Raw genomic sequence first — 23,486 nt, forward strand, 5'->3', positions numbered from 1 at the left:
TATGTGAATCGCTGCTTTATGATGGCTTTCTAATTAATAGATAAGCAAACAATGGCGCACCAATTAATGATGTTACTAATCCTGCTGCTAATTGAGTTGGGGCAAATAGTATTTTACCAAGAATATCGGCTGCTAATACTAAAATGGCCCCAACCAATGCGGTTAATAACAAGTGATTTGCAGGTCCACTGCGAGTTATTTTACGTGCAAGATGCGGTGCTAATAATCCAATAAAGCCAAGCGGACCAACAACGGCTGTTGCAATCGCGGCGGCACCGACTGATATAGTGAGTTGTAAATACATCACGCTTTTTAGGTTAATCCCTAGACCAATCGCAACTTCATCACCTAAGCTTATCCCTGACATGGTTCTTGCTTGATAAACGGAAAGGCAAATAAAGACAATAAAGGCAATCAATAGAGTTTTTACATCATGCCACCCGGTTGCATGAGTGCTCCCAGCAAGCCACGATAATGCAGTCATCGCAGATTGTAGATTGCCATATGTCAGTAAAGTAGAAATAATCGCACTGATAAAAGCGGCAACACCAATCCCTAGTAGAATGAATTTAAGAGGGTGACCTTTACCTCGCAATAATTGGATGATCACTGCGATCAATACGGCGCCTACAAAGGCTGATATTTCTCGATAATTATCGATATAGGCTGGAAATAGTATTGTGAGTACCACTACCGCTAAGGCCGCCCCTTGGCTAATACCCACTAGGCTTGGATCTGAGAGAGGGTTACGCGTCATATTTTGCAATAGCGCACCGGATAACCCAAATAAAGCACCACTTAATGCAGCCACTAAACTTCTAGGTAAACGAAACTCCCAAATAATAAGTGAAGCTTGCGGATCGTTAAGCCACTGGTCTTGCTTTAATAAGCTAAAAAAGCTGTCATGTAATGATACTGAATAACTGCCAGTGCTGGTTGCCAGCGCCATCACGGCTAATAAAACCAGTGACAAAATGACTGAATATAAAAGTGCGCTTTTAATAAAGCGCATCGAGAACCGTTGTTCAAATAAGCGTATGGTTAACTGCATTAACGTACCCTCATTTTAACTAGCCATATAAAAAGTGGTGCGCCGATCAGGATGGTAATAAGACCTGTTGCGACTTCTTGAGGTTGAATAATCCATCGAGCCAATGTATCGATAAATAATAGATAAATAGCGCCAAGTAGAATGCAATAAGGCACTATCCAACGATAATCTGCACCTACCCAAAAACGCACAACATGCGGAATCACTAAACCAATAAAACCTAATGGACCTGCTAGCGCCACTGCAACCGATGTTAATATCACGACACAAGCTAATAGTTGCCATTTACGACGACGAATATTAATGCCTAATCCCGTTGCAACTTCTTCACCCATTGATAACGCCGTGATGCTTGGAGCAAGGGCAATCGCACCGCCTAATCCAATAATAATCCAAGGAATACACCAATATAAAACGTTAATATCACTGGCTAATAAAGAGCCCACTAACCAGGTACGCATTTCTTGAAAGGTTTGTTCGTCAAGTAAATGATGGATTGCTAATAACGCCGCAGAAAAAGCAGTAAATGCCGAACCAGATAGAATCAGGTTAAGAGGCGTGGTACCACCCGGAGCTCTGGAAGCAATACCCCAAACAATCACCGCACTGATTAATGCACCAATAGCGGCAACGAGCGGTAACCAAACTAATGATTCAGCATGAACAAAAGTTGACCAATAAACTACCGCTAGCGCGCCACCTGTTAACATGCCTAATAAGCCAGGATCAGCTAAAGGATTACGAGTCACTCCTTGCATTAACGCGCCAGAAACCGCTAAACACGCACCAACACATATCGCAATAATGGCACGAGGCAGGCGCAACTCTTGGATCACTAAGTGGTTAAAATTGTCTTCATCAAACGCATAAAAAGAGTGTGTTATGTCTATCAGTGAAATGGTTTTGGTACCAATCGATAAATGCCATATCAAGGCTAATATCAGTAATACAAGCATCACTATTATGCCAGTAGAGCTTAACCATTGTTGACGGTTCATAGCTCAACCTTATTCGTTGCATTTAATGCTGGTTTTGCTTTTTGTGTTTGTTTTATCTTTTGGATAGGAACGCAAATCAGTGAGTCAGATTCGGCCTCTTTAATAACCTTTGAAGAAAGACCAAATACCGCTTTTAAATTATCAGCATTAAATATTTTTTCTGGTGTTCCTTGCGCATAAATTTTACCTTCTTTCATCATAATGAGATGGTCGGCATAAGCCGCTGCTAGGTTCAATTCATGTAACACAATCACTAACGTTCTATTGTGTTGATGTGCCATCTCACTTAACAGATCAAGCAAATCGACTTGTACTTTTAAATCGAGGTAGGTGGTTGGTTCATCTAACAAAATAATATCCGTTTGTTGAGCAAGTACCATTGCAATCCAGCAACGTTGTCTTTGACCGCCTGATAAATCGGCAATAGCGCGATCCGCTAAGGCTTTCACATTAGCTTGTTGCATTGCCAGTGTTACCGCATCTTCATCTTCGATGCTCCATTGCTTTAAAAAGCTTTGGTGTGGATAACGTCCTTGCGACACTAATTCTTTTACCGACAAACCTTCTGGCGCGATCGGTCCTTGTGGTAATAAGGCCATTCTTTTTGCAACTTGTTTGGCAGGTAGCGAATGAATACTTTTATTACCCAGTAAGACTTCGCCATCAAGTGGGGGTAATACGCGTGCTAAACATTTTAATAATGTTGATTTACCACAACCATTTGAGCCGATTAATATGCTTATTTTTCCCTGCTCAATATTAAGATCGACCCCTTTAACAATCGGTGCTGAATAACCTACCACAAGGTTATTGGTGCGTAAGCTAATAGCCGAAGTGTTTATGTTTGGTTTTGTTGTCATGATTAGAGGTGTCTTATAATGGCTGTTATTTATGTGCTTTAGGGCAGGTTGAGCAAAGCTTACTATTCACTTTATAAGCGAGGCAGCAGCTTGTTCGTACGAAGTCGATTGTTTGTCCATCTTTTATTGTTAAAGATTTAAGCAATTTCTCGGGCAACCCCATCGCTTTAATCCATAGTTGAGCATGTGTTAATACATCTTGATCACTAAAGTCAGGGACTAGGTTTTTCACTTTAAGTAAATTACCTAATATTAAATCCGCAATAAAACGACCTGAATAACCTGGTCGACATCGTTGTAATGAATCCAATTGAGTGCGGTAATGTTCAAGCAAAGGTGCTAATTGAGAGGCTGCTAATGGGATTAACTGTTCAGCCTGTCCACTGGCTATTTTATCACTGTGGAATGTAAAACCGACAATGGCGTTGTGCTGACGTTGTTGCTTAAAACGAGTAAAATCAGGGAGTTGTTTTAAGCCATAGATACTAATAAAAGCAATATAAATAGGTTGCCAACAAAGCAGGTGCCAAGTTCGTGCTTTAAAGTATGACTGACCTGCATCTGGATTACTTTTTTCTAAATCATCGATTAACGCTTGGATAGTTAGTTTGTCTTGTTGGTTGCCGATAAGCCAATCGATATTCTGTTTTTCTGGTAACTGATTGTGTTGTGTTGCCGCAAGAGGATCTTCAAGTTTTCCATCTAAATAAGAAATAACATGTCTGCATAAATCAAACATTGGGGTAAGTGCATCATGTTGTAATGTGGAATGATACATAGTCATTAAAGAAGCCTACTTAGATTACCTACTATTGGGTTTTATCTCGAGGAGTCTGCCCAAGGAATAAGTAATGATTGTTATTAGTGTTTATCATTGATAATCATTATCGATAATTAGTAAGGAAAGATATTATATGACCTGTATTTCTATTGCAATAAAAACGCAGAATAGCGCTGAACCAATAACGGGTAGCCGATTGAATAGGCGACCATCGTTATAAAAAAGTATTAGCTATAAAATCGTTGTTATTGATGGAGAGTCTTAAATATTTTTTAGTTAAAAAGAGGGCTGTAAAATATGTCTTAAAGTGAATATTCATTAAATTAGAAAGGTCGTTATGATATTGCTTTTTTGCATAAGCTTCGCATGATAGTCTCGCTTAAAAATTTATTCCATCAATAGCTTATTTGATCTTAACTCAAACGAAATACAGTCGTTTATTAATCTCAGTTGGCTAGTTATACGGAAATAATAAAAAATAATTATTGGAGACGACATGAATAGAGCTTACATCAGTGCATTATTAACCATTTTAATGTGGTCTTCTTTAGCGGTATTAACCGTGACTATTACGCACATTCCTTCATTACTTTCAGTGGGGTTAGTGCTGATTTTCGCCTCAATTCCTGGTTTGAAATATTGGCGTGAATGGAAATTACCGTGGAAAGTTTGGTTAAGTGCGGTCATCGGTATGTTTGGCTATCATTTTTTATTGTTTGATGCTTTTTCACGTTCTCCGGCGATGAGCGTTAATATGATTCAATACCTGTGGCCTCTATTTATTGTGTTGGGGACGCCACTATTTAGTCAATCTCGTCTTAACTTCGGTCATGTTATTGGCGCGATTTTAGGATTTGGTGGAGTATTACTAACGCTTGCTCAAGAGCCGATTGCCTTTAATGTTACTGACCTGTTTGGTTATGGTGAAGCCTTTATTGCTGCATTATTATGGGCTTTTTATACATTATCTAATCGTCGTTATACTAAAATGCCAATGTCAGCGGTGGCTGGGTTTTGTTTATTCTCGGGTATTTTAGCGTTAACCAGTTATGTATTAACAGCAGACATTCAAGCAGTGATCCCCTCAACTAGCGACTTATTAGTGATTGGTTTGTTAGGGCTTGGGCCAATGGGGCTAAGCTTTTATACTTGGGATTATGCTATTCGCCATGGCGATACACGCGTGATTGGCGCGCTGGCTTATTTAGCCCCTTTATTGTCAGTTATTTGGATGGCAGTCTTTATTCCTGAAGTTACCTTAAAACCAGTTCATCTTGTTACTTTAATCTTAATTATTGGTGGCGCTTCATTAGGTCAGTATGTTGAGAAGCGTAAACTAGCCGCTTTATTAGTGGTGAATAATAGTGAGACTGCAGTTAAAAGTTAAAAGTTAAAAGTTAAAAGCTAAAGGATAAAGAAGAGAAACACTAAGGTTATTTCATCGCGTTATCGTTTATGCTTGAATAAATTGCTTAGCACGAATAAATTTAGGATTTATTTAAGCTGATATTTATTTTTATTTAACCTCAATTCTGGTTAACGGAAGCGAAAGGTTATTTGAAATCATATAGTTATAAAAAATTATTATACAATACTGCTAGTTGTGCGTAGTTCAAGGAAAATTGTTGAAGCAATAATTGGTTATTGGGAAATAATTTAACGAAGAAATTTGCTCAAATAGTGGTGTTGTATCGCTTTTCTTATCCGGAACTGAGGTTATTTAATCTAAAACGGTTTAACAGTCTTATAAAAAGCGTCTATAAATGGTGAGATGAAAACACAAGGTAAGCACAGCCTTAGTGCACAAAATATAATCACTGCACTTTTATAGATCATAAATATTGGATGCTTTCTAAGTAATTTTGATGTTTTACTCGGTTTAAGTAATCCAATGGGGTGGCATGAACCAGCTTTTTAAACTCTCTCAAAAAATGTGATTGGTCGCTAAAACCTAAATCACAAGCTAAGTCAGAAAAAGTGACTTTTTCTCGATGATTAAGCCCGTAAACAGCGGACTGACAACGAATAATGCGGCAAAAAGCTTTGGGAGACATGCCCATATCAGCCCCAAATTGGCGCTGTAAAGTACGTGCACTGTATCCCGTTTTCTCTTCTAATTCATTAATACGAACCGTTCCCTCACTATCATAAATATTACGTAAGACTTGCGCAGTTAACATTGACGGTTTGCGTTCATTTTGCGCTTCAATAAATCGTCCAAAAACAGCGACTTGTTGAGAGAAATCGGTACTATTTACTATTCCATCAAGTAGTTGATTTGCTTGAGGAACAACATCTAACAGATCGTAATGACGTCCTATTAATTCAGCGGCAGATAAATCTAAAAAATCGGGCATCACGCCAGATACGAATCTAGCGCCAAAATATCGATGATCCTTATTTAATTCAATGGTTATTGCTTCCATCGGTGTACCAAAAACCGCTGCATTAGGGTTACTACCATTACAATCAAAGAGTATATCGACACAACCATCTGGGATCGCAAAAGTCTGTTCTACGGACGCTTTCGGTTGAAAACTATAGAAATGAGAAATCGATTTGTGATTAGACCCGGATATCGAAAATTTCTCCGCCGCATTCATCACTAACCAAGGTTGCTTAGAGCGAATTCGAGCGAGATGACTAACAAGCGAATTGGTTGACATGTATAAATTCCATTTATAAAAAATGCCTAAGAGATATCTTCCTGTCTGCAAACCTAATGCCAATTCTGCAAACCTAATGCCAATAAATTTAATACTTATTAATATCTTTGTAATTATTCACACCATAAAAAACTGTGTCGTAAAAGTTCAATACGGAAAATTTTTAGAGGTCTAGGATAAAAATCACTTGCTGCTGAACAGTGCTAATCCAATAACAGGAACCTGTCATTGGATGTCATTAAAGTAATGAAGCAGACATAAAAATAAAATGTTGTAAGTAATCCTATTTCAAAAAATTAAGGTGATGTTATGTCAGACAATACTCAAATCGATTTTATATATCTTTCAGAACCAGACATGATCAAAGCGGGCGTTAAAGATATGCCAGGTTGTGTTGATGCGATGGAAGAGATGTTCGCATTACTTTACAAAGGTGATTATCGTATGGCAGGCGCCAATAACGATTCTCATGGCGCGATGGTAACTTTCCCTGAAAATCCAGAAATAGCGACGATGCCTCGTCACACTCCAGACCGTCGTTTAATGGCAATGCCGGCTTACCTCGGTGGTGATTACCAAACCTGTGGTGTGAAATGGTACGGCTCTAATATTGCTAACCGAGAAAAAGGGCTACCGCGTTCAATCTTAATGTTCACACTTAACGACATTGACACGGGTGCTCCGTTAGCACACATGTCTGCAAACTTACTTTCTGCCTATCGCACTGGCGCTGTCCCTGGGGTGGGTGCTCGTCATTTAGCGCGTAAAGACTCAAAAGTGGTCGGTCTATTAGGCCCTGGCGTTATGGGTAAAACATCAATTGCTGCCTTCATGGCTGTATGTCCACAAATCGACACGCTTAAAGTGAAAGGGCGAGGTCAAAAAAGTCTCGATAGTTTTCTTAGTTGGGTTAAAGAGAGTTTCCCACAAATTACCAATGTACAAGTTGTCGATACCCTTGAAGACGTTGTTCGAGATGCGGATATCGTGACTTATTGTAATTCAGGAGAGACCGGCGATATCTCTTCATATCCAGAAATAAAACGAGAATGGGTCAAACCAGGCGCTTTCATTTCTATGCCTGCTTACTGCCGATTAGATCGAGACTTAGAAGATAATGATGTTCGAAAAGTGATGGATAACATTGGTCTTTATGAAGCTTGGCATGAAGAAGTACCAAAACCTGCCCACATGTACATCCCAATTATTGGCTGTCGTTTCATGGACATGATAGACGAAGGTTTAATGACCAAAGATCAACTTGAAGATCTAGGCTCTATCGTCACCGGCACTACCCCTGGTCGTAAAAATGATCAAGAAATTATTGTGTTATCGGTAGGAGGTTTACCTACTGAAGATGTCGCTTGGGCAACCAAAATCTATCATAACGCAGTAAAACAGGATATTGGTGTAAAACTCAATCTTTGGGAAACGCCTGAGCTTAGCTAGTCGCTATCAATAGGGATTATAAAGGCGTGAATACCGATCAAGGTCATTCACGCAGACTTTGCTTTAATACGACATTTTAATAAAAACTTTAATACGGAAAATTCACATGACAAAAACTCAAATAGTAAAAGTAAAAACAGGTTCAAAATTTGAGGAGATAGGCAGTTATTCTCGTTTAGTTGCTGTTGATAACTGGATTTACGTTTCAAATACAGCAGGACGAAATCCTGAAACCAAAGTGATACCTGAAGATGCTTTAGAACAAACAGAACAAGTCTTTAGCAATATTGAAGCTGCGTTAGCTGCAGTTGATTCAAGTTTAGCTGATGTGGTTTTTTCTCGTGTATTTATTCAAGATCCTGAAGATGTTCATGCTGTTATGCAATTAATCGGTGAAAAATTTAAAGGCATTAATCCTGCTACGACAGTCACTTGTCCCCCGTTAGGTTCAACCGTCTACAAAATGGAATTAGAAGTGACTGCTTATCGCGGAGCAGCAACAGCAGATATTCAAGAAATCACTATTTAAAATAGAAATGCTTACAACGAGCAAGGAACAAACTCATGACAAAAACACTTGATGCAGTCAATACAACTGACCAACTTCCTGAAGAAACAACAGTTGTCATTATTGGTGGTGGCATTATAGGCGTAACAGCTGCACTGACATTAGCTGAACGTAATATTAAAGTTGTGCTACTAGAAAAAGGTCATATTGCTGGAGAGCAGTCTTCACGTAATTTAGGTTGGATCCGCAAAACAAGTCGACATGCTCAGGATGTTCCACTCGCAATGGCTGCAGATCGCCTGTGGGCTGAAATGCCAGAGCGTATTGGTCAAAGTGTTGGTTACAAACAGGCTGGTATTATCTTTTTAGCCAAAACAGAAGAACAAGTCGCCATGCATGAAGGATGGTTGAAATCAGTGAGTGGGCTTGATTTAGATTCAAAAATGATGAGCACTCAAGAAATTGATGAAACAGCACCTGGCGGTAAAGGCGATTGGAAAGGCGGGATTTATACCCCTTCCGATGGTCGTGCTGAACCGTCTATTGCAGCAACGAATATTGCTAAAGCAGCCATAGAGAAAGGCGCAATCATGTTACAAAATTGCGCTGTACGTACTCTGTCAACATCCGGTGGAAAGGTGTGTGGCGTGGTGACTGAACAAGGCGAGATACGTTGTGATCAAGTGTTACTGGCAGGTGGTGCTTGGTCGAGACGCTTTTTAAGTAACTTGGGAGTTTCATTACCGACACTGCCACTTAAATGTTCTGTTCTTCGTACTAAACCGATGGAAGGACCAACTGATATTGCGGTAGGTGGACCTGATTTCTCATTCAGAAAACATCAAGATGGCGGTTTTATTATCACACAACGTTCAGCATTAGATGCGCCACTGACGTTGGATCATCTCTTAATTGGTTGGCGTTATTTCGAACAACTTCGTACTCAACATCGCTTCTTACGTCCAGCTTTAGGTCGAGAATTCTTTAAAGATCTTTCATTAGGCCGTCGTTGGAAAAGCGATAGACGCTCTCCTTTTGAAGAAGTACGCACCAACGATCCTGAGCCTTCATCAGCTATCAATCAAGAAGCGCTCTCTAATTTAAGTGCTGCCTGGCCAATTTTTAATAAAGCAGAAATAGAAGAAGAGTGGGCTGGCATTATCGATGTCACACCCGATTCAAATCCAGTTATTGACCGTATCAAAGCTATTCCAGGTTTAACTATTGCAACAGGGTTCTCAGGACATGGTTTTGGTACTGGACCCGCGGCTGGTCAGTTAGCAGCAGATATTGTTTGTAATACCCCTCCACTTGTCGATCCAAGCCCTTATCGCTTCGACCGACTTTAACATCATAAAAACGTTTTACTCAAAAGAGGAACAGAAACATGATCGCTATAACAGATTCAGATAACGTTAATATGGCTGCGAAACCGGCCACTAGTAAAATGAAAAAAATAGGTTTACTCACTATGATGGCGATTTGTATCGGTCTAGTTATCGTACAAGGCGCAATGATTTCAGCATTACAAGGTTTAGGAATTGGAGGAATGGCCTTTATTGCCGCCATGGTTGTTGCACTTATTTTAGCGCAATTCAACGCGATGAGCTTTGCTGAATTATCATTAATGTTTCCCCAACAAGGAACCTTAGCGACCTACACACAAAAGGCAATTGGTCATTTTCCAGCTATTGTTTCTGTTTTTGCTGGTTATGTAGCCGTTGCTATTTTGGCAATACCTGTTGAGCTTTTCTTAGTCGATGCCATGATCGGTGAATTACTACCAGGCATGTTTCCGGAAAAATCTGTACCTATTTTGATTTTAGTAATTTTAGCTATCACAAACCTTGTAGGAGCAGATGTTTTTGCTAAAGTGCAAAATGTAATTGCTTTCATATTAGTGATTGCATTAATTCTACTTGGTCTTGTTGGAATGGTTTCAACCCCTACTCATGAGTTTGTGGGCACTCCAGTAGATTGGAGTTTTGGCGGCGTGATGGATGGCAGCTTTATTGGTTTGATTGCCTTAGCAATGTGGTTATTTGTTGGTGTTGAGTATATCTGTCCAATGATTAACGAGGTAAAAGATCCAATCAAGAATATTCCAAGAGCGATGCATCTTTCACTATTTGCCATTTTTGGTATATTTTTAGCTTTCATACTTGGCGCAAGTGTGTTTTTAGACACAGAAACATTACTAGGCTCACCTTTACCTTATTTAGATTATGCGAATGCAGTATTTGGTGATGCTGGTTTATTAATTGCAACGGTTATGGCTCTTGCTGCAACATGTAGCACAATTAATACTATTTTAGCTGCATTACCAAGAATGCTTCAAGGTATGGCAGAGCAAAAACAAGCTTTCCCTCAATTAAAACAATTAAACCGTTTTAATACACCTTGGGTTGGTATTCTTATGATGGCAATCTTACCGTTAATTCCATTTCTAACGTTGACTATCGATTCTTTAATCGTGTTAGTTATTGCTGCAACTACAAGCTACTTATTGGCTTATATTACTGCTCACGTTGATGTCATGGTTTTACGTAAACGTTTACCAGATCATTCACGTCCTTACCGTTCGCCTTTTTATCCACTACCACAAGTGATCGGTATCATCGCTATGGTATATGTCATTATTAATAATTCACCAGCACCTGAAATGACAACAATGATTTTCAGTATTGCTGGAGGCATATTATTAACCATTAGTATCATCGGTGCTTTATGGGTTAAATTTTATATGAAACGTAATCTCTTTGAACCAGATATGGATTAATTAATCCATCAAAAATCCTCCTTGATTTGTCAGGGAAGATTTTTCTTGATTGGGTTATAAGAGGAAAAAAAATGTTATTTGGCAAAAAGAAAATCCAAAAATTAGAGAATGCATTAACCGAAATTAAAACGAAAAACTTGACTCTTGAAGAGGAAATTGAGGTTTTAAAGTCGGATCTCAAGCTTCAAAAAAAATTAAATTTAGAGACACAAAAACACGATATGATTGATCTTCGTTTTTTATCTCCACAGCAAAGCACTCTTAATAATACCCTCTCATTAATAAACAAAATATCAGCGTTATTATTTGATCCTATGACAGAGTCTGAAGGCAATAATGTAGATATTGAAAACAATAAAAATGAGATTAAACAGCTTATTATAGAACTTTCAAGTATCGCTTCTCAAACAGACTTAAGTTTAAAAGATGTTATTGGTTTAAAAGATATTGCCAATGAAATCAAAGGCTTTACCGACACAATCCAAAAAATTTCAGGACAAACTAATTTGTTAGCGCTTAACGCTGCCATCGAAGCCGCTCGAGCTGGTGAACATGGTCGCGGTTTTGCAGTAGTCGCTGATGAAGTTAGAGCCTTAGCGACCAAATCAAGGGATTCCAGTGTACAAATTTCTGAGTTAGTTCTCCGCATTGATGAATCAACTACAACCGTTAGTCAACAAATAGAAAGTCTGTACCATTCAACATTAGCCGCTAGTAAATCCTGTGAGTTATTAGGTGAATCATTTGAAAATACGGTTCAGAAAACAGGTGAGTTGGTTGAAGCTGGTTATAAGTCGATGGCTTTTGCGCATTCGGCGACATCATTACTTGAGCTTAACCAATGGAAATCAAACTATCTTATCAATAAGATACAGAATACTGAGGTTGACCCTTTTATAGAAGTAAAGGAAACAAATTTTGGTGATTGGTATTACCAAGGAACAGATAATGAATTTGATTTTCGTTCACATGTATCCTTTGTAGAAATTGGTAATCAATTAGAGAAATTAAATGAACTCGGTAAAGAGATCACACAAGTAACGAATCATGATTTAGAAAAACTAGCCGCATTAGAAGTTAAAACTGCAAGATGTTTAGAAGAAATTCATCATTATTTACAAGAACTCCAGAACTTTTTATTTAAACATATTAATTAACAACGAAAATATTACCTTCGCTTTCCCAATATTATAATAAAAATAGTAGTGTCTTAAGATGAAAAAACCGCAAACCTAATGAACTAGGATTGCGGCTTTTATTTATCAACATTTCAACCTTTCCCTCAACTTAAAGTAACCAATAAGCACAACGCACCTTGGGTAGGTATCCTGAAGATCGCTGTACTAACGACAATCCCTTTCCTATCATTAGGTATAGATTCTTTAATTGTGTTAATTATTGCTGCAACAACCCGTTTTTTATTAGCTTATAGCGTAGCGCATATCAATGTGATGGTATTACGTAGACGCATGCCAAATCACCCTCGACCATACCGCACACCTTTCTTTCCTATACCTTAAATATTAGGTTTAATCGCCATGTTATATGTTGCTTTAAACAACTCACCAAGCCCTAAAATGACACAACTTGTGTACAGTATCACTGGTGGAATATTAGTTTTTTTAAGTATTATTGGTGCGCTATGGGTAAAGTTTTATATGAAGCGAAACTTATTTGAACCGGATATGAACTAAGTAATAAGTAAGGTAGATTAAGATTGCTATTTATATAATGCCAACCTTTTTGATTATGTTGGCATTATATTATTTGTTTTTCCATCTCGATAATATGGTAGGTGAAGATAAACCAGAATACACCGTTACTTAAAAATGATGAGTTCAATAAAATTAAATTCCGTGCCTAATACGCTTCTTTATTTTTCTATATTGAGCCTAAGCCATACGTTTTTTCAGAGGTTTTATATGGCTTGATATTAGGGAAGGTGCTTGGTCGATTATCCCACCTAAAATTGCTAATCCATCTAATATTTTTTCAGTATTGATAGCCGAAAAACCTAAACGGATATAGTTCTTTGGTGCATCTTGCTGCATAAATAGCGTATCACCAGACTCTATTAGTAAGCCATGTAGTGCTGCTTTGTCTTTTAACATTTGGCTACTAATACCCTGCGGTAATGCGATCCAAAAACAAAAGCTACCTGGAGTCGAGTGTACTTTGCAGGTAGAAAGATATTGGTTAATGCCTTCTTGCATTAACAACCATTTCTTTTCATAGGTGCGTCGCATACGTCGTACATGACTATCATAATAACCTTGGCTAATAAATAAAGCAGTGATCCGTTGGTTATTAGAGGGAGGGTGTCTATATTGTAATGCGCGTAATTTTCGTAACTCTGTCACTAATGAGCTTTCTGCAACAAGGTAGCCAATGCGTATACCCGGCGTCAATGATTTAGAAAGACTTCCTACATAAATGACTCGACCATCTTGATCGAAGCTTTTTAATGCTGGTAAAGGTTCTTGAATAAAATTTACTTCACTTTCATAATCATCTTCAACAATAATAAAATCATCTTTACAGGCTTGTTCAAGTAAAGCCTTACGTCGTTCAATACTCATGGTTACGGTTGTTGGGTACTGATGGCTAGGTGTTGTGAAAACATAATCACATCCTTTTAGTTGTTTACCTACTTTTAATCCAACGTTATCAAGTTCTAAAGGTTTCATTTTACCGCCACATAATGAAATAATATGACGGAAATTAGCATAGCCTGGATTCTCAACACCGAATGTCACCGTTTTATCTGCTAACAAGCTCGTCAATAAAAACAAAGAGTTTTGAGTGCCAAGTGTAATTAATATCTCCTCCGGTTTTGCACTAATCCCCCGCTTTGATAGAATTTGTTGACGTATTTGAGCCACCAATTGTGGGTCGTCTATATCGATAAAACCTTCTACCCATTCATGTAATTTACCTCTACTTTCGGCTATGCGAGAACATTCGCGCCATTGATAAAGTGGAAATTCACTCACATCGATATGACCATAAATAAATGGATAAGGGTATTGTAGCCAGTTTTCATCTTTGTTTAAGCTAGACATTCGGCTTGGTTGCTTGAGTATTCTATTTGACCAATTAGGTTGACGGGGAGTACGAAGCACTCCTTCAGAAGTCGTTTGCACCGAATTGGTGAGGCGTTGCACCATTAGCAAGTCTGGATGTACAAAGAAACCACTACGTTTACGTGCAACTAAGTAACCTTCATCCACTAAGCTTTCATAGACTAGTACGACAGTATTCCTTGATACTTTAAGTAATTGCGCCATCTTTCGTCCAGAAGGTAAAGCCTTGTCTCCAAAGGTATCTTGCTCAATTAACTCTACTAATTTTTCACGGATCTGTTGTTGGTAAGTGCTATTTTGGTGCAGCTCTATATTCATTAAAAAATCAACCATTACATTACCTGTTTAAAAATTGAACCGATTATTGTTTGTGTTCCAGCAAAGTAATTGACAGGACTTCTTTATATAACGCAATTTCTGAGCCAGTTTAAATTATTTTAAAGCAGTGTCGTTATTAACGTTAGAATTGTGGCCTATCAATTAAAAAATCTGGCCCTGTATCTTATTTTTTGCACCGCGTAGTTTAAATAATGAAAGCGAGGTCAGTTAAATATATCTAACTGATTAAGTCTAAAGTAGTTCGACTGCATAGGAATCTGAAGCGTGTCTTTTAGGTTCAATTGGAATGGATACATCAACTTGATGTAGGTTAGTTATAATCGTAAATGAGGTAATGGAAATGCAAAAAACGAAATTTATTAAGGTTCTTTCACTAACGGCTGGTTTAGTTTTATCTACAAATGCTCTTTCAGCAAATTGGAAAATTGCAGTTGGCGATGGCGGCGGCAGTGCTCAAGAGGCATTAGGTGTTAAATTCTCAGAGTTATTAACTGAAAAAGCCGGTGATAAATACAAAACGACATTATTTGTTAATGGGCAATTAGGCTCTGAGCAAGCAACAGTAAATGATGTGGCTATCGGTACATTAGATATGTCTATTGTTGCTGCTAATAACCTAGCACCATTCAGCCCATCAGTTGGCCTTCTTTCTCTCCCTTATATTTTTGAAAATATTGACCAGGCAGAAGCTGTTATCAACAGCAGTATCGAAGAAAGAATTACTGATACAACATTAAAACAAGCAGGTGTACGTATTGTGGCTTGGAGTTACTCTGGTTTCAGAATGTTAACTAACTCAAAGCACCCAGTTAAAAACCTAGCTGACCTTGAAGACTTACGTATTCGAGTTCCTAAAAGTGACTTAATCATTAAAACTTATCAATCGTTTGGTGGTAACCCAACGCCTGTAGCATGGTCTGAAACATTTACAGCACTTCAACAAGGGGTTGTTGAAGGCCAAGAAACACCTTATGCAGCGATTTATTCTATGAAGTTTGGTGAGATTCAAAAGTACCTAACTGAAACGCATTACTTGTTTGCATTAGAGCCGTTAATTATGTCTGAATCCATTTTCCAAGACCAATCTGCAGAGGTACAAAAAGCAATCTTAGCAGCGGGTAAAGAAGCAACAGAATATAGCCTTGCTTGGATTAAAGAGAAAGAAGGGAGCATCAAGGAAGAGCTAGTGGCTAAATATGAAATGCAAATTGATCAACTAGAAGATGAAGGCGAATGGGTTAAAAAAGCACAAGCAACTGTGTGGCCTGAATTCTACGAACAAGTTGGCGGTAAAGATAAAATTAATGAATTACTAATACTTTTAGATCGCAAAAGTATCTAAAAATAATCCCAAAAGCTGAGTGGAGACACTCAGCTTTATGTGTACTAGTAAGACATAAGTATTTAATACCAATTGTATAAATAAATATTCAATACCATGAATTTAAGTAAGTCACTTTAGTGTTTAAACTTATTGTAAAGTAATTATTATTTTACAATTTTTTCACCTTTAAGGCTTACCTTTTTAAGCTGTCATTGCAGTAAATTGATGCAATTGGTATGGATTACTTACTTTAATACCAAGGCTGATCTCTAAAAAGGGAACATAATGAAAATAATTTTAAAAATATTTGATAACTTAGAAAGTTATTTATGTAGAGCATTATTGGTAACGTTTGTTACTCTTTTGTTCGTGCAAATACTAGCGCGCGAGTTATTTGGGTATTCAATAACTTGGAGTGAAGAGTTATCGGTTTATTTGTTTGTATGGTTTGTATTTCTTGGTTCAAGTTATGCAGCAAAACTATCCGCACATAACCGAGTGACATTTCAATACAAATGGATACCTGACAAATTAAGTACTTTTTTAGAACTACTTTCAGACGTGATTTGGGTGAGCTTTAATAGCTACTTTATCTATATCAGTTATGACTTTGTTTTTAATCGAATGAACCTTTTTTGGAAGTCGCAAACCTTAGGCGTTCCAATGAAGTATATATACCTCATCCTCCCTATCGCTTTCACGTTAATGACAATCCGCATCCTGCAAGTGAATTACTTGAAATTTATCAAAGGTGTTGAAGTGATTGATCCTGAATCTCAAGAGATGAATGAATTAATCAATACTGATATATCAGAAGATATTAACCAACAAACTGACAATAAAACGGTTGAAGAATCTGCCTTAGAGATGGAGAAAAAATCATGAGTGAAGCATCCATTGTAATGGTGTTATTTGGGTCATTTTTAGCATTGTTAATGCTTGGTGCACCTGTAATGGTGTCTTTAGGCGTCGCTGCGTTAGCCTCTTTTTTTTATTTAGATGAAAATCCAATTAAATTGGTGCAAATTGCTTTTAACTCAGTGGGGTCGTTCCCATTAATGGCATTACCTGCGTTTATACTCGCTGGTGCACTAATGGAAGCATCCGGCATATCCAAACGGTTAGTGACTTTAGCGGAAAGCTTCGCGGGTCCAGTAACGGGCGGTATGTCGGCGGCTGCAATTCTTGCGTGTATGTTCTTTGGTGCTATTTCAGGATCTGGCCCAGCAACTACGGCTGCTGTTGGTATGTTAATGATCCCAGCCATGGTAAACCGTGGTTATGATAAAGGTTACGCTGCAGCTGTTACTGCATCATCGGGTGGCCTAGGTATTGTTATTCCGCCTTCTATTCCAATGGTTATTTTTGGTATTTCTGCATTAGGTCTTGTTGTGCCTTTAGATGCGATTGCTCAACATGGTGAATTCCAAAGTATTTCGATACCAAAAATGTTTATTGCAGGTTTTTTACCTGGTGTGGTTATGTCAGTTGGTTTAATGACGCTTAACTATATTCAATGTCGCCGCTATGGCTTCAAAGGAAGCGGTGAAGGTTGGTCGGTTGCTGTAATAGGTAAAGCGGCACGTAATGGTATTTGGTCAATCTTAGCGCCATTGGTTATTTTAGGTGGTATTTACTCTGGCTTCTTTACGCCAACAGAGTCAGCGATTGTTGCTATCTTTTATACTTTGTTTATTGGTGTATTCGTACATAAAGAATTGAAATTAAAAGACCTGATTCATTCCCTAGAAACCACTACTTGGTTATCTGGGCGCGTCTTGTTAATTTTATTTACGGCAACTGCATTTGGGCGTATTTTAGTAGAAAATCAAATCCCAGCGATTGTGGCTGACTCGATGTTAAGCCTAACTGATAACTTATATTTAATTTGGTTATTAATCATTGCTTTCCTATTGTTTGTTGGCATGTTCATGGAAACACTTGCTGCTATCATGATTCTAACGCCAGTATTACTGCCCGTCGCCTATACGCTTGGTATTGACCCTGTTCACTTCGGTATCGTAATGGTGTGTAGCTTATCAATTGGTTTCTCAACCCCGCCGTTGGGTGAAAACTTATTCGTTGCTTCAGGTATCTCAGATACACCATTAGAAGAAGTAACAGCCAAAGCATTACCTTTTGCTTTTGTATCAACAGTTGCTGTTATTATTATTGCTTATGTACCTCAGATTGCTCTACTGCTACCTGAGCTATTGGGATATTAGGCTATTAAATAATCTGCTTTATATGAATAAAGCAGATTAATTACAAAGGAATAGATATGTTTAAATTTAATAAAATTCTATATAGCACTGATTTATCAAAAGGATCGAACGAGTCTTTTAAATATGCGGCATTCTTAGCTAAAAAAACAGGTGCTGAGGTACATATTCTGCACGTTGTTGAAAAGCTATCTAGTGATGCGCGAATGGCCTTAGAGAGCTATGTAATGGACGATGCTTCTCGAACTGACATGTTAATTGCACGTAAACGACAAGCGAAGGTTAAATTAGAACTTAAACAAGAAGATTTTTGGGCGCAAGTCACTGAGCCTGAAGATTTAGCAGTACGTAAACAAATTAAATCTATCAATATTATCGAATCTTTTCCAATGGAAGCGATATTAAAAATATCGCGAGAAAGAGAAGTAGATTTAATTGTAATGGGAACCCATGAAAAAGGCTTTGTAGAAACCTTCTTAGGCAGTGTTGCAAGAAATGTTTTAGCCCGCTCTCGTATTCCTGTTTTAGTAGTGCCTTTGAAAGAAAGAAAAAGATAATCGCTTTAGATAAGTCATTTCAAACCGAGTTATTAAATTACTCGGTTTTTTTATGCTTGTAATAAAGTTTACTCCTCACGTCTATGTTGTTTTTGCTAAATGGATAAAGCTAATATTATTTTCCCATTAAATCGTAAATTAGATAACTTCAATTCTGGTTAACTTCAATTCTAGTTAACTTCAATTCTGGTTAACGGAAGCGGCATTATATTTAACACCATAAGATTCTCTTTTTTGACTATCCAGTGTCGTTAGTTGTACGTAGTTCAGGTGAATTATTGATGCAATAAGTGTTTGTTGTATCAATAAATTAACGCAGAAATTTGCTTTAATAGCTGTGTTGTATCGCTTTTTTATCCGGAACTGAAGTTAGATACTAATAATACAAGTCCTAAAAGGGGCTGACAGCTTTTCATTCTCTACTCCAAGGGTAACTTCATATAAAGTTTTTACGGCTAATAATGAGCTTAATTTCTATAATAGAGAGGTTATGATTAACGGGATATAAAGTGAATGTTAGGAGGGGCAAAGATAATGTAAAAATTTAAAAAGGGGGGATGGCCTGAATACCTCCAAGCCATCTAAGTTATGTACAGTTATCTACAGTTATTATTGCCCCATCATTGTTACAGTGCTATTTGCCATCCCTAATAAAGCAACAATAACCATGATTGGTAATGCAAAACTTTTTAAAGATTCTGGTGGTTTTTTGTTGAATAAATGTTGGCCGTAACGAACGGCTAACAGTGTAGGAATAATCAATATTAATATTGCCTTAGGCAAGGTGCTATCAGTCAAACCACCACTGATCAATGAAATAATGGCTAACCCTTCACTGGCTATAAAAAATAGAATCATAGTGGCGCGTTGTGTACTGGTACTTAATGAACTTGATAACATGTAATAAACAATCATTGGACCGCCAATAGATGCACTAGCTGTACCTGCACCAGAAGTTAGTCCAAAACCAATTTGTGTTCTTTTTTTGCTCGCATCAAAAGGTCTATAGTTAGAAAATAACAGTAGTGCTAAGCCAAGAATGGCAATACAAATTAATAGTTTTAATATTTCTGCAGGGATAAATAGTAAAAAGCAATAACCAATAGGAATACCTAAAATAGCCCCTAAAATAAGTTTCTTTAGAACGGGGAAGTCAGCTTGCTTAACGGCTTGTTTCCATAGATTGATACTACAAATAAAGTCTAGCGATAAAACAATTGCGACACTTTGTTGAGGTTCAAAAAAGAAGTTAAAACCAACTACAGAGATAACCGCAAAGCCAAATCCACTATATCCCCTGACCACTGCCGCGAAGATGACTACTGGGAGTACAAACCAAATTTGTTCCACGTTCTTTCCTTAGAATTATTGAATATCCCACATACTATCGTCGCATTATAGTGCTAACGTTAGAGCCAAAGGAGATTAATCATAGAGCCATCTTTTCCCAAAATAATGTTATAGAAAAATTGTCTAAAGGTTATTTAAATTGGTGCTATCGAATAAAATTGCTGGTGCTAAATAAGATTCTAATTTGTAAGTTAGTGTAAGTATCGGCAATGGAGACTTAACTAAGGAGAAGACTATGATGGACTCACAAACAGCGCAGTTAATTGAAAAAGATCGTAATCATGTATGGCACCATTTGAGCCAACATAGTGCTTTAAAACAACAAGACGTTTTAAAGCAACAAGACCCGATGATCATGGTAAAAGGAGAAGGATCGCGAGTTTGGGATGTGAAAGGAAATAGTTATCTTGATGCTTCTTCTGGTGGTGTTTGGTGTGTCAATGTTGGCTATGGACGTACTGAAATTGCTAATGCGGTGCGAGACCAAATAGAAAAGCTTAACTTCTTTGCCAGCACCGCAGGAACAGAGCCGAGTGCTAATTTTGCTGAGAAACTATTAGAAAAAATGCCTGGAATGAGCCGAGTGTATTACGCGAGTTCAGGGTCTGAAGCGAATGAAAAAGCCTTTAAAATAGTTCGCCAGATATCGCAGCAAAAGTACGGGGGCAAAAAAAATAAAATTTTATACCGTGAGCGTGATTATCATGGCACCACGATAGGCGCCTTAAGTGCAACAGGCCAAGAAGAGCGCCGTTTACATTACGGCCCGTTCTTATCTGGTTTTGTTGAGTTTCCACATTGTTGTGAATATCGAAGTCAGTTTGGTGATGTTAAAGATTACGGTATTTTAGCCGCTAAAGAATTAGAAAAAGTGATTTTACGAGAAGGTCCGGATACTGTTGGTGCTGTTATTTTTGAACCGATTACTGCTGGTGGAGGCGTGATTACACCGCCTGAAGGTTACTGGCCAGCGGTAGCGGAAATATGTAAAAAATATAATGTATTAATCCATATCGATGAAGTCGTTTGCGGTATGGGGAGAACTGGGAAATGGTTTGGTTATCAGCATTATGGTATTAAGCCCGATATTGTCACTTTAGCGAAAGGCGTTGCATCAAGCTATGCTGCTATCTCTTGTGTGGTCACGACAGAGGAAATATTTGATGAGTTCCTTGCTGACACTCGCGACCGTGATACTTATTTTAGAGATGTTAGTACTTACGCCGGTTGTACTGCTGGACCTGCAGCGGCGTTAGCGAATTTAGCGATATTAGAAAGAGAAAATCTAGTAAGTAATAGTGCAATAATGGGCGATTATCTATTAGAAAAACTCGAAGAATTAAAAACAAAACATTCAATCATTGGCGATGTGCGAGGGAAAGGATTATTACTAGGGATTGAGCTAGTCAGTGATCTTGTAGCTAAAACACCTGTTGATGAAACTGTTGCGATGAATATTGCAGGAATGTGTATGAAAAAAGGGCTTATTATCGGACGTACTAATCGTTCATTTAAGCATTTTAATAATACCTTATGTTTATGTCCTGTCTTAACACTAACGCACGAAGAGGCTGATTTTATTATTGATACGCTTGATAGCGTGTTTGTAGAAACCTCTCTTTAAATTTATCGATGGCTCTTTTCCGTTTATCGTCTTATTTATAAATGGAAAAGGGCAATGGTTACCTTACCTCTTTTATTAATATTCTATTTAACCTCAATTCTGGTCGGCGGAAGAGAAATGTCTATTTAAATCATTTGGTTATAAAAAATTATTATACAATACTGCTCGTTGTGTGTAGTTCAAGGTAAATTGTTGAAGCAATAACTGCTTATTGGAAAATAATTTAACGAATAAATTCGTTCAAATAGGGGGGATATCGCTTTTCTTATTTGGAACTGAGGTTATTTACTCTAGATTGTAGTAAACGGTTTGACATGTACTACTTATGGTAAGACTTCCAAGCTAAAAATTGTATTGTAAGATGTATAAAGGATTTATCTAGTGTCCATTGAATCGACAAAAATAGGTAGCGTTAACTAGCGGAAATATTAAAAAAGAGTTATTGCCAACCATTAATAGTTGGCATCTTAGGTGTTAGGTGTTGTTCGTTGCAAACGCTATCATAAACTGAGCTAGCGTTTCTGCTTGCTCTTCCGTCACGCCATTATATAAGCTTGCTCTTAGGTAATCGCCAACACCAAAAGGTGTTAACGTGCGCAAACCAACCATGCCGGCTTCCCAACTTTCAATTAAGAATTTTTGCGTTAATGTATCATCACCACCTTTGATATTAAAAGGCAGATTCATTCTACTTCTTAACATCTTATTCGCTACAGGTGTCGCGTAAAACCCATTTGAGTTATCGATAACATCATAAAGGACTTGTGATTTTGCAATTGAGCGTTGCTCGTTAGCTGCAACACCACCTTCTCGGTCGAGCCAGTTCATCAACAATCCAACCACTTCAATATTGAATGTTGCAGGCGTGTTCCAAAGATTCCCTGCTTCACTGTTCGTTGTATAATTAAATACACCAGGACATAAAGGAGAGGCTTTCCCTTCCCCTAAAAGATCTTTACGAACCACTGTCATTGTTAATCCAGGATGGCCAATGTTTTTAGATGCGCAAGCAAAAAGTACCCCTACATTATCACCATTCCAATCGATTGGTTTAGTGGTAAAGTCAGAACTCGCATCAACGACAAGAGGGATGTGTTTTCGTGACTCTGGCAACTTAGGAAGTCGATGTAATTCAATGCCGTTGACTGTTTCATTGGAACATAAGTAAACATATTTACTTTGAACGTTAATATTTTCTTCTGTTAATTCAGGAAAGTGTGTGAACTTACCTGTTTGTGGATCTTTTCCATCAATGGTTTCCGCATTACAATACTTTTGTGCTTCATCTCTTCCTCGAGCGGACCATGTTCCATTAACTACATACGTTGCCACGTCTGATAACTCATGACAAAGGTTAAGAGGTAGTGCTGCAAATTGGCCATGTCCACCACCATGTGTAAATAGTATTTCGTAATTATCAGGAATGCCCATTACTCTTTTTAATGTTGCCGTTGTTTTATCAAGAATGTCTATAAACTCAGGAGAACGATGTGACAGTGCTAAAGAGGTAAACCCTGATTTAGTAAAGCTTGCTGCTATTTCATTTTCGACACTTTTAGGTAATGATGTTGGACCAGGACTAAAGTTAATCACCTTATCTGATGAAACGGTTGGACTGAGCGAACCAATAAGCGCTGGGTGCACATCCATTTTATTTCCTGCTGCCATAATCAATATTCCTTATTTCTGTATATGAATATATTTCAGCTTTCTTGTATTTTTGAGTTTGAACTCAGAATACTTAAATGCTGATTATAAAGTGATAGACAAAGTGTAAGTCGCGCTTTATTACTAAGTTAGCGCCAGAATAGGGTTTCCTTGGTACCAATCGTTATTGCTTACTTTAATCATTACAACGTGTATTTTTTTAATATTACGATTATGTTTGTTCAATC

19 protein-coding genes are annotated in these 23,486 nt (G+C 37.8%); 11 read left to right on the plus strand and 8 right to left on the minus strand.

The genetic code is table 11. The annotated features are described in order from the left end of the window. Positions 1-16: 16 nt before the first annotated feature. Genes Q0794_RS01475 through Q0794_RS01490 form a run of 4 tightly spaced genes read right to left on the minus strand, consistent with a single transcriptional unit; the run spans position 17 to position 3,693 of the window. Entirely contained in the window at positions 17-1,051 is a 1,035-nt protein-coding gene (locus tag Q0794_RS01475) for an iron ABC transporter permease (protein ID WP_298939642.1), read from the minus strand. Continuing rightward, the gene (locus Q0794_RS01480; RefSeq protein ID WP_298939643.1) at positions 1,051-2,049 is read right to left on the minus strand and encodes an iron ABC transporter permease; all 999 of its coding nucleotides are present in this window, start codon (positions 2,047-2,049) and stop codon (positions 1,051-1,053) included. Before Q0794_RS01480 ends, Q0794_RS01475 begins: the two co-directional genes overlap by 1 nt. Then, the gene (locus Q0794_RS01485; protein ID WP_298939645.1) at positions 2,046-2,909 is read right to left on the minus strand and encodes an ABC transporter ATP-binding protein; all 864 of its coding nucleotides are present in this window, start codon (positions 2,907-2,909) and stop codon (positions 2,046-2,048) included. The genes Q0794_RS01480 and Q0794_RS01485 overlap by 4 nt, the downstream gene beginning before the upstream one ends. Before the next feature lie 25 nt (positions 2,910-2,934). Further along, positions 2,935-3,693, minus strand: a complete 759-nt coding sequence (locus Q0794_RS01490) for a siderophore ferric iron reductase (RefSeq protein ID WP_298939646.1) — start codon at positions 3,691-3,693, stop codon at positions 2,935-2,937. 493 nt (positions 3,694-4,186) lie between these two features. On the opposite strand from Q0794_RS01490, the gene Q0794_RS01495 reads away from it, so the two are divergent. Further along, positions 4,187-5,077 (plus strand): EamA family transporter, encoded by an 891-nt coding sequence (locus tag Q0794_RS01495; RefSeq protein ID WP_298939647.1) that lies wholly within the window; start codon positions 4,187-4,189, stop codon positions 5,075-5,077. Positions 5,078-5,522: 445 nt separating this feature from the next. Here the strand turns inward: Q0794_RS01495 and Q0794_RS01500 are convergent, their stop codons facing one another. Further along, positions 5,523-6,356 (minus strand): helix-turn-helix domain-containing protein, encoded by an 834-nt coding sequence (locus tag Q0794_RS01500; RefSeq protein ID WP_298939648.1) that lies wholly within the window; start codon positions 6,354-6,356, stop codon positions 5,523-5,525. Positions 6,357-6,665: 309 nt separating this feature from the next. On the opposite strand from Q0794_RS01500, the gene Q0794_RS01505 reads away from it, so the two are divergent. From Q0794_RS01505 to Q0794_RS01525, 5 genes are all read left to right on the plus strand, one after another. Then, on the plus strand, positions 6,666-7,805 hold the full coding sequence (locus Q0794_RS01505) for a tyramine oxidase subunit B (protein ID WP_298939650.1): 1,140 nt from the start codon (positions 6,666-6,668) through the stop codon (positions 7,803-7,805). Between the two features lie 106 nt (positions 7,806-7,911). After that, positions 7,912-8,334, plus strand: coding sequence for a RidA family protein (locus tag Q0794_RS01510; protein WP_298939652.1), 423 nt, complete (start codon positions 7,912-7,914; stop codon positions 8,332-8,334). Between the two features lie 35 nt (positions 8,335-8,369). Next, entirely contained in the window at positions 8,370-9,662 is a 1,293-nt protein-coding gene (locus Q0794_RS01515; RefSeq protein ID WP_298939654.1) for an FAD-binding oxidoreductase, read from the plus strand. A 38-nt stretch (positions 9,663-9,700) separates the two neighbouring features. Next, complete coding sequence (locus Q0794_RS01520) at positions 9,701-11,092, plus strand: APC family permease (protein ID WP_298939656.1); 1,392 nt, start codon at positions 9,701-9,703, stop codon at positions 11,090-11,092. A gap of 71 nt (positions 11,093-11,163) precedes the next feature. Next, the gene (locus Q0794_RS01525; RefSeq protein ID WP_298939658.1) at positions 11,164-12,249 is read left to right on the plus strand and encodes a methyl-accepting chemotaxis protein; all 1,086 of its coding nucleotides are present in this window, start codon (positions 11,164-11,166) and stop codon (positions 12,247-12,249) included. A gap of 735 nt (positions 12,250-12,984) precedes the next feature. Here the strand turns inward: Q0794_RS01525 and Q0794_RS01530 are convergent. Then, a complete protein-coding gene (locus Q0794_RS01530; RefSeq protein ID WP_298939660.1) occupies positions 12,985-14,508 on the minus strand; it encodes a PLP-dependent aminotransferase family protein in 1,524 nt (507 codons plus the stop codon). A gap of 346 nt (positions 14,509-14,854) precedes the next feature. Here Q0794_RS01530 and Q0794_RS01535 point away from each other — a divergent pair, with 346 nt between their 5' ends. The 4 genes from Q0794_RS01535 to Q0794_RS01550 all read left to right on the plus strand — a co-directional run bounded on the left by Q0794_RS01535 (position 14,855) and on the right by Q0794_RS01550 (position 18,617). Beyond that, complete coding sequence (locus Q0794_RS01535) at positions 14,855-15,856, plus strand: TRAP transporter substrate-binding protein (RefSeq protein ID WP_298939662.1); 1,002 nt, start codon at positions 14,855-14,857, stop codon at positions 15,854-15,856. 267 nt (positions 15,857-16,123) lie between these two features. Next, positions 16,124-16,723, plus strand: a complete 600-nt coding sequence (locus Q0794_RS01540) for a TRAP transporter small permease (RefSeq protein WP_298939664.1) — start codon at positions 16,124-16,126, stop codon at positions 16,721-16,723. Beyond that, complete coding sequence (locus Q0794_RS01545) at positions 16,720-18,063, plus strand: TRAP transporter large permease (RefSeq protein WP_298939666.1); 1,344 nt, start codon at positions 16,720-16,722, stop codon at positions 18,061-18,063. The genes Q0794_RS01540 and Q0794_RS01545 overlap by 4 nt, the downstream gene beginning before the upstream one ends. 56 nt (positions 18,064-18,119) lie before the next feature. Next, positions 18,120-18,617 carry a universal stress protein gene (locus Q0794_RS01550; protein WP_298939668.1) on the plus strand — a complete coding sequence of 166 codons (498 nt, stop codon included), beginning with the start codon at positions 18,120-18,122 and terminating at the stop codon, positions 18,615-18,617. Between the two features lie 609 nt (positions 18,618-19,226). Here the strand turns inward: Q0794_RS01550 and Q0794_RS01555 are convergent. Then, a complete protein-coding gene (locus tag Q0794_RS01555; RefSeq protein ID WP_298939670.1) occupies positions 19,227-19,967 on the minus strand; it encodes a sulfite exporter TauE/SafE family protein in 741 nt (246 codons plus the stop codon). A 235-nt stretch (positions 19,968-20,202) separates the two neighbouring features. Here Q0794_RS01555 and Q0794_RS01560 point away from each other — a divergent pair, with 235 nt between their 5' ends. Then, positions 20,203-21,591, plus strand: a complete 1,389-nt coding sequence (locus tag Q0794_RS01560) for an aminotransferase class III-fold pyridoxal phosphate-dependent enzyme (protein WP_298939672.1) — start codon at positions 20,203-20,205, stop codon at positions 21,589-21,591. A gap of 474 nt (positions 21,592-22,065) precedes the next feature. Here Q0794_RS01560 and serC read toward each other — a convergent pair whose 3' ends face one another. Further along, positions 22,066-23,259 (minus strand): 3-phosphoserine/phosphohydroxythreonine transaminase, encoded by a 1,194-nt coding sequence (gene serC / locus Q0794_RS01565; RefSeq protein ID WP_298939674.1) that lies wholly within the window; start codon positions 23,257-23,259, stop codon positions 22,066-22,068. Positions 23,260-23,486: the final 227 nt, after the last annotated feature.

This window comes from uncultured Psychromonas sp. (genome assembly GCF_947489755.1).
GTDB lineage: Bacteria > Pseudomonadota > Gammaproteobacteria > Enterobacterales > Psychromonadaceae > Psychromonas.

Excerpts from the sequence above, each read along its gene's own strand:
- serC (WP_298939674.1), bottom strand. The coding sequence starts at position 23,259 with ATGGCAGCAGGAAATAAAATGGATGTGCACCCAGCGCTTATTGGTTCG.
- Q0794_RS01525 (WP_298939658.1), top strand. The coding sequence starts at position 11,164 with ATGTTATTTGGCAAAAAGAAAATCCAAAAATTAGAGAATGCATTAACC.
- Q0794_RS01520 (WP_298939656.1), top strand. The coding sequence starts at position 9,701 with ATGATCGCTATAACAGATTCAGATAACGTTAATATGGCTGCGAAACCG.
- Q0794_RS01530 (WP_298939660.1), bottom strand. The coding sequence starts at position 14,508 with ATGGTTGATTTTTTAATGAATATAGAGCTGCACCAAAATAGCACTTAC.
- Q0794_RS01515 (WP_298939654.1), top strand. The coding sequence starts at position 8,370 with ATGACAAAAACACTTGATGCAGTCAATACAACTGACCAACTTCCTGAA.
- Q0794_RS01485 (WP_298939645.1), bottom strand. The coding sequence starts at position 2,909 with ATGACAACAAAACCAAACATAAACACTTCGGCTATTAGCTTACGCACC.
- Q0794_RS01545 (WP_298939666.1), top strand. The coding sequence starts at position 16,720 with ATGAGTGAAGCATCCATTGTAATGGTGTTATTTGGGTCATTTTTAGCA.
- Q0794_RS01475 (WP_298939642.1), bottom strand. The coding sequence starts at position 1,051 with ATGCAGTTAACCATACGCTTATTTGAACAACGGTTCTCGATGCGCTTT.
- Q0794_RS01535 (WP_298939662.1), top strand. The coding sequence starts at position 14,855 with ATGCAAAAAACGAAATTTATTAAGGTTCTTTCACTAACGGCTGGTTTA.
- Q0794_RS01500 (WP_298939648.1), bottom strand. The coding sequence starts at position 6,356 with ATGTCAACCAATTCGCTTGTTAGTCATCTCGCTCGAATTCGCTCTAAG.
- Q0794_RS01480 (WP_298939643.1), bottom strand. The coding sequence starts at position 2,049 with ATGAACCGTCAACAATGGTTAAGCTCTACTGGCATAATAGTGATGCTT.
- Q0794_RS01550 (WP_298939668.1), top strand. The coding sequence starts at position 18,120 with ATGTTTAAATTTAATAAAATTCTATATAGCACTGATTTATCAAAAGGA.
- Q0794_RS01490 (WP_298939646.1), bottom strand. The coding sequence starts at position 3,693 with ATGACTATGTATCATTCCACATTACAACATGATGCACTTACCCCAATG.
- Q0794_RS01560 (WP_298939672.1), top strand. The coding sequence starts at position 20,203 with ATGATGGACTCACAAACAGCGCAGTTAATTGAAAAAGATCGTAATCAT.
- Q0794_RS01540 (WP_298939664.1), top strand. The coding sequence starts at position 16,124 with ATGAAAATAATTTTAAAAATATTTGATAACTTAGAAAGTTATTTATGT.
- Q0794_RS01495 (WP_298939647.1), top strand. The coding sequence starts at position 4,187 with ATGAATAGAGCTTACATCAGTGCATTATTAACCATTTTAATGTGGTCT.
- Q0794_RS01505 (WP_298939650.1), top strand. The coding sequence starts at position 6,666 with ATGTCAGACAATACTCAAATCGATTTTATATATCTTTCAGAACCAGAC.
- Q0794_RS01510 (WP_298939652.1), top strand. The coding sequence starts at position 7,912 with ATGACAAAAACTCAAATAGTAAAAGTAAAAACAGGTTCAAAATTTGAG.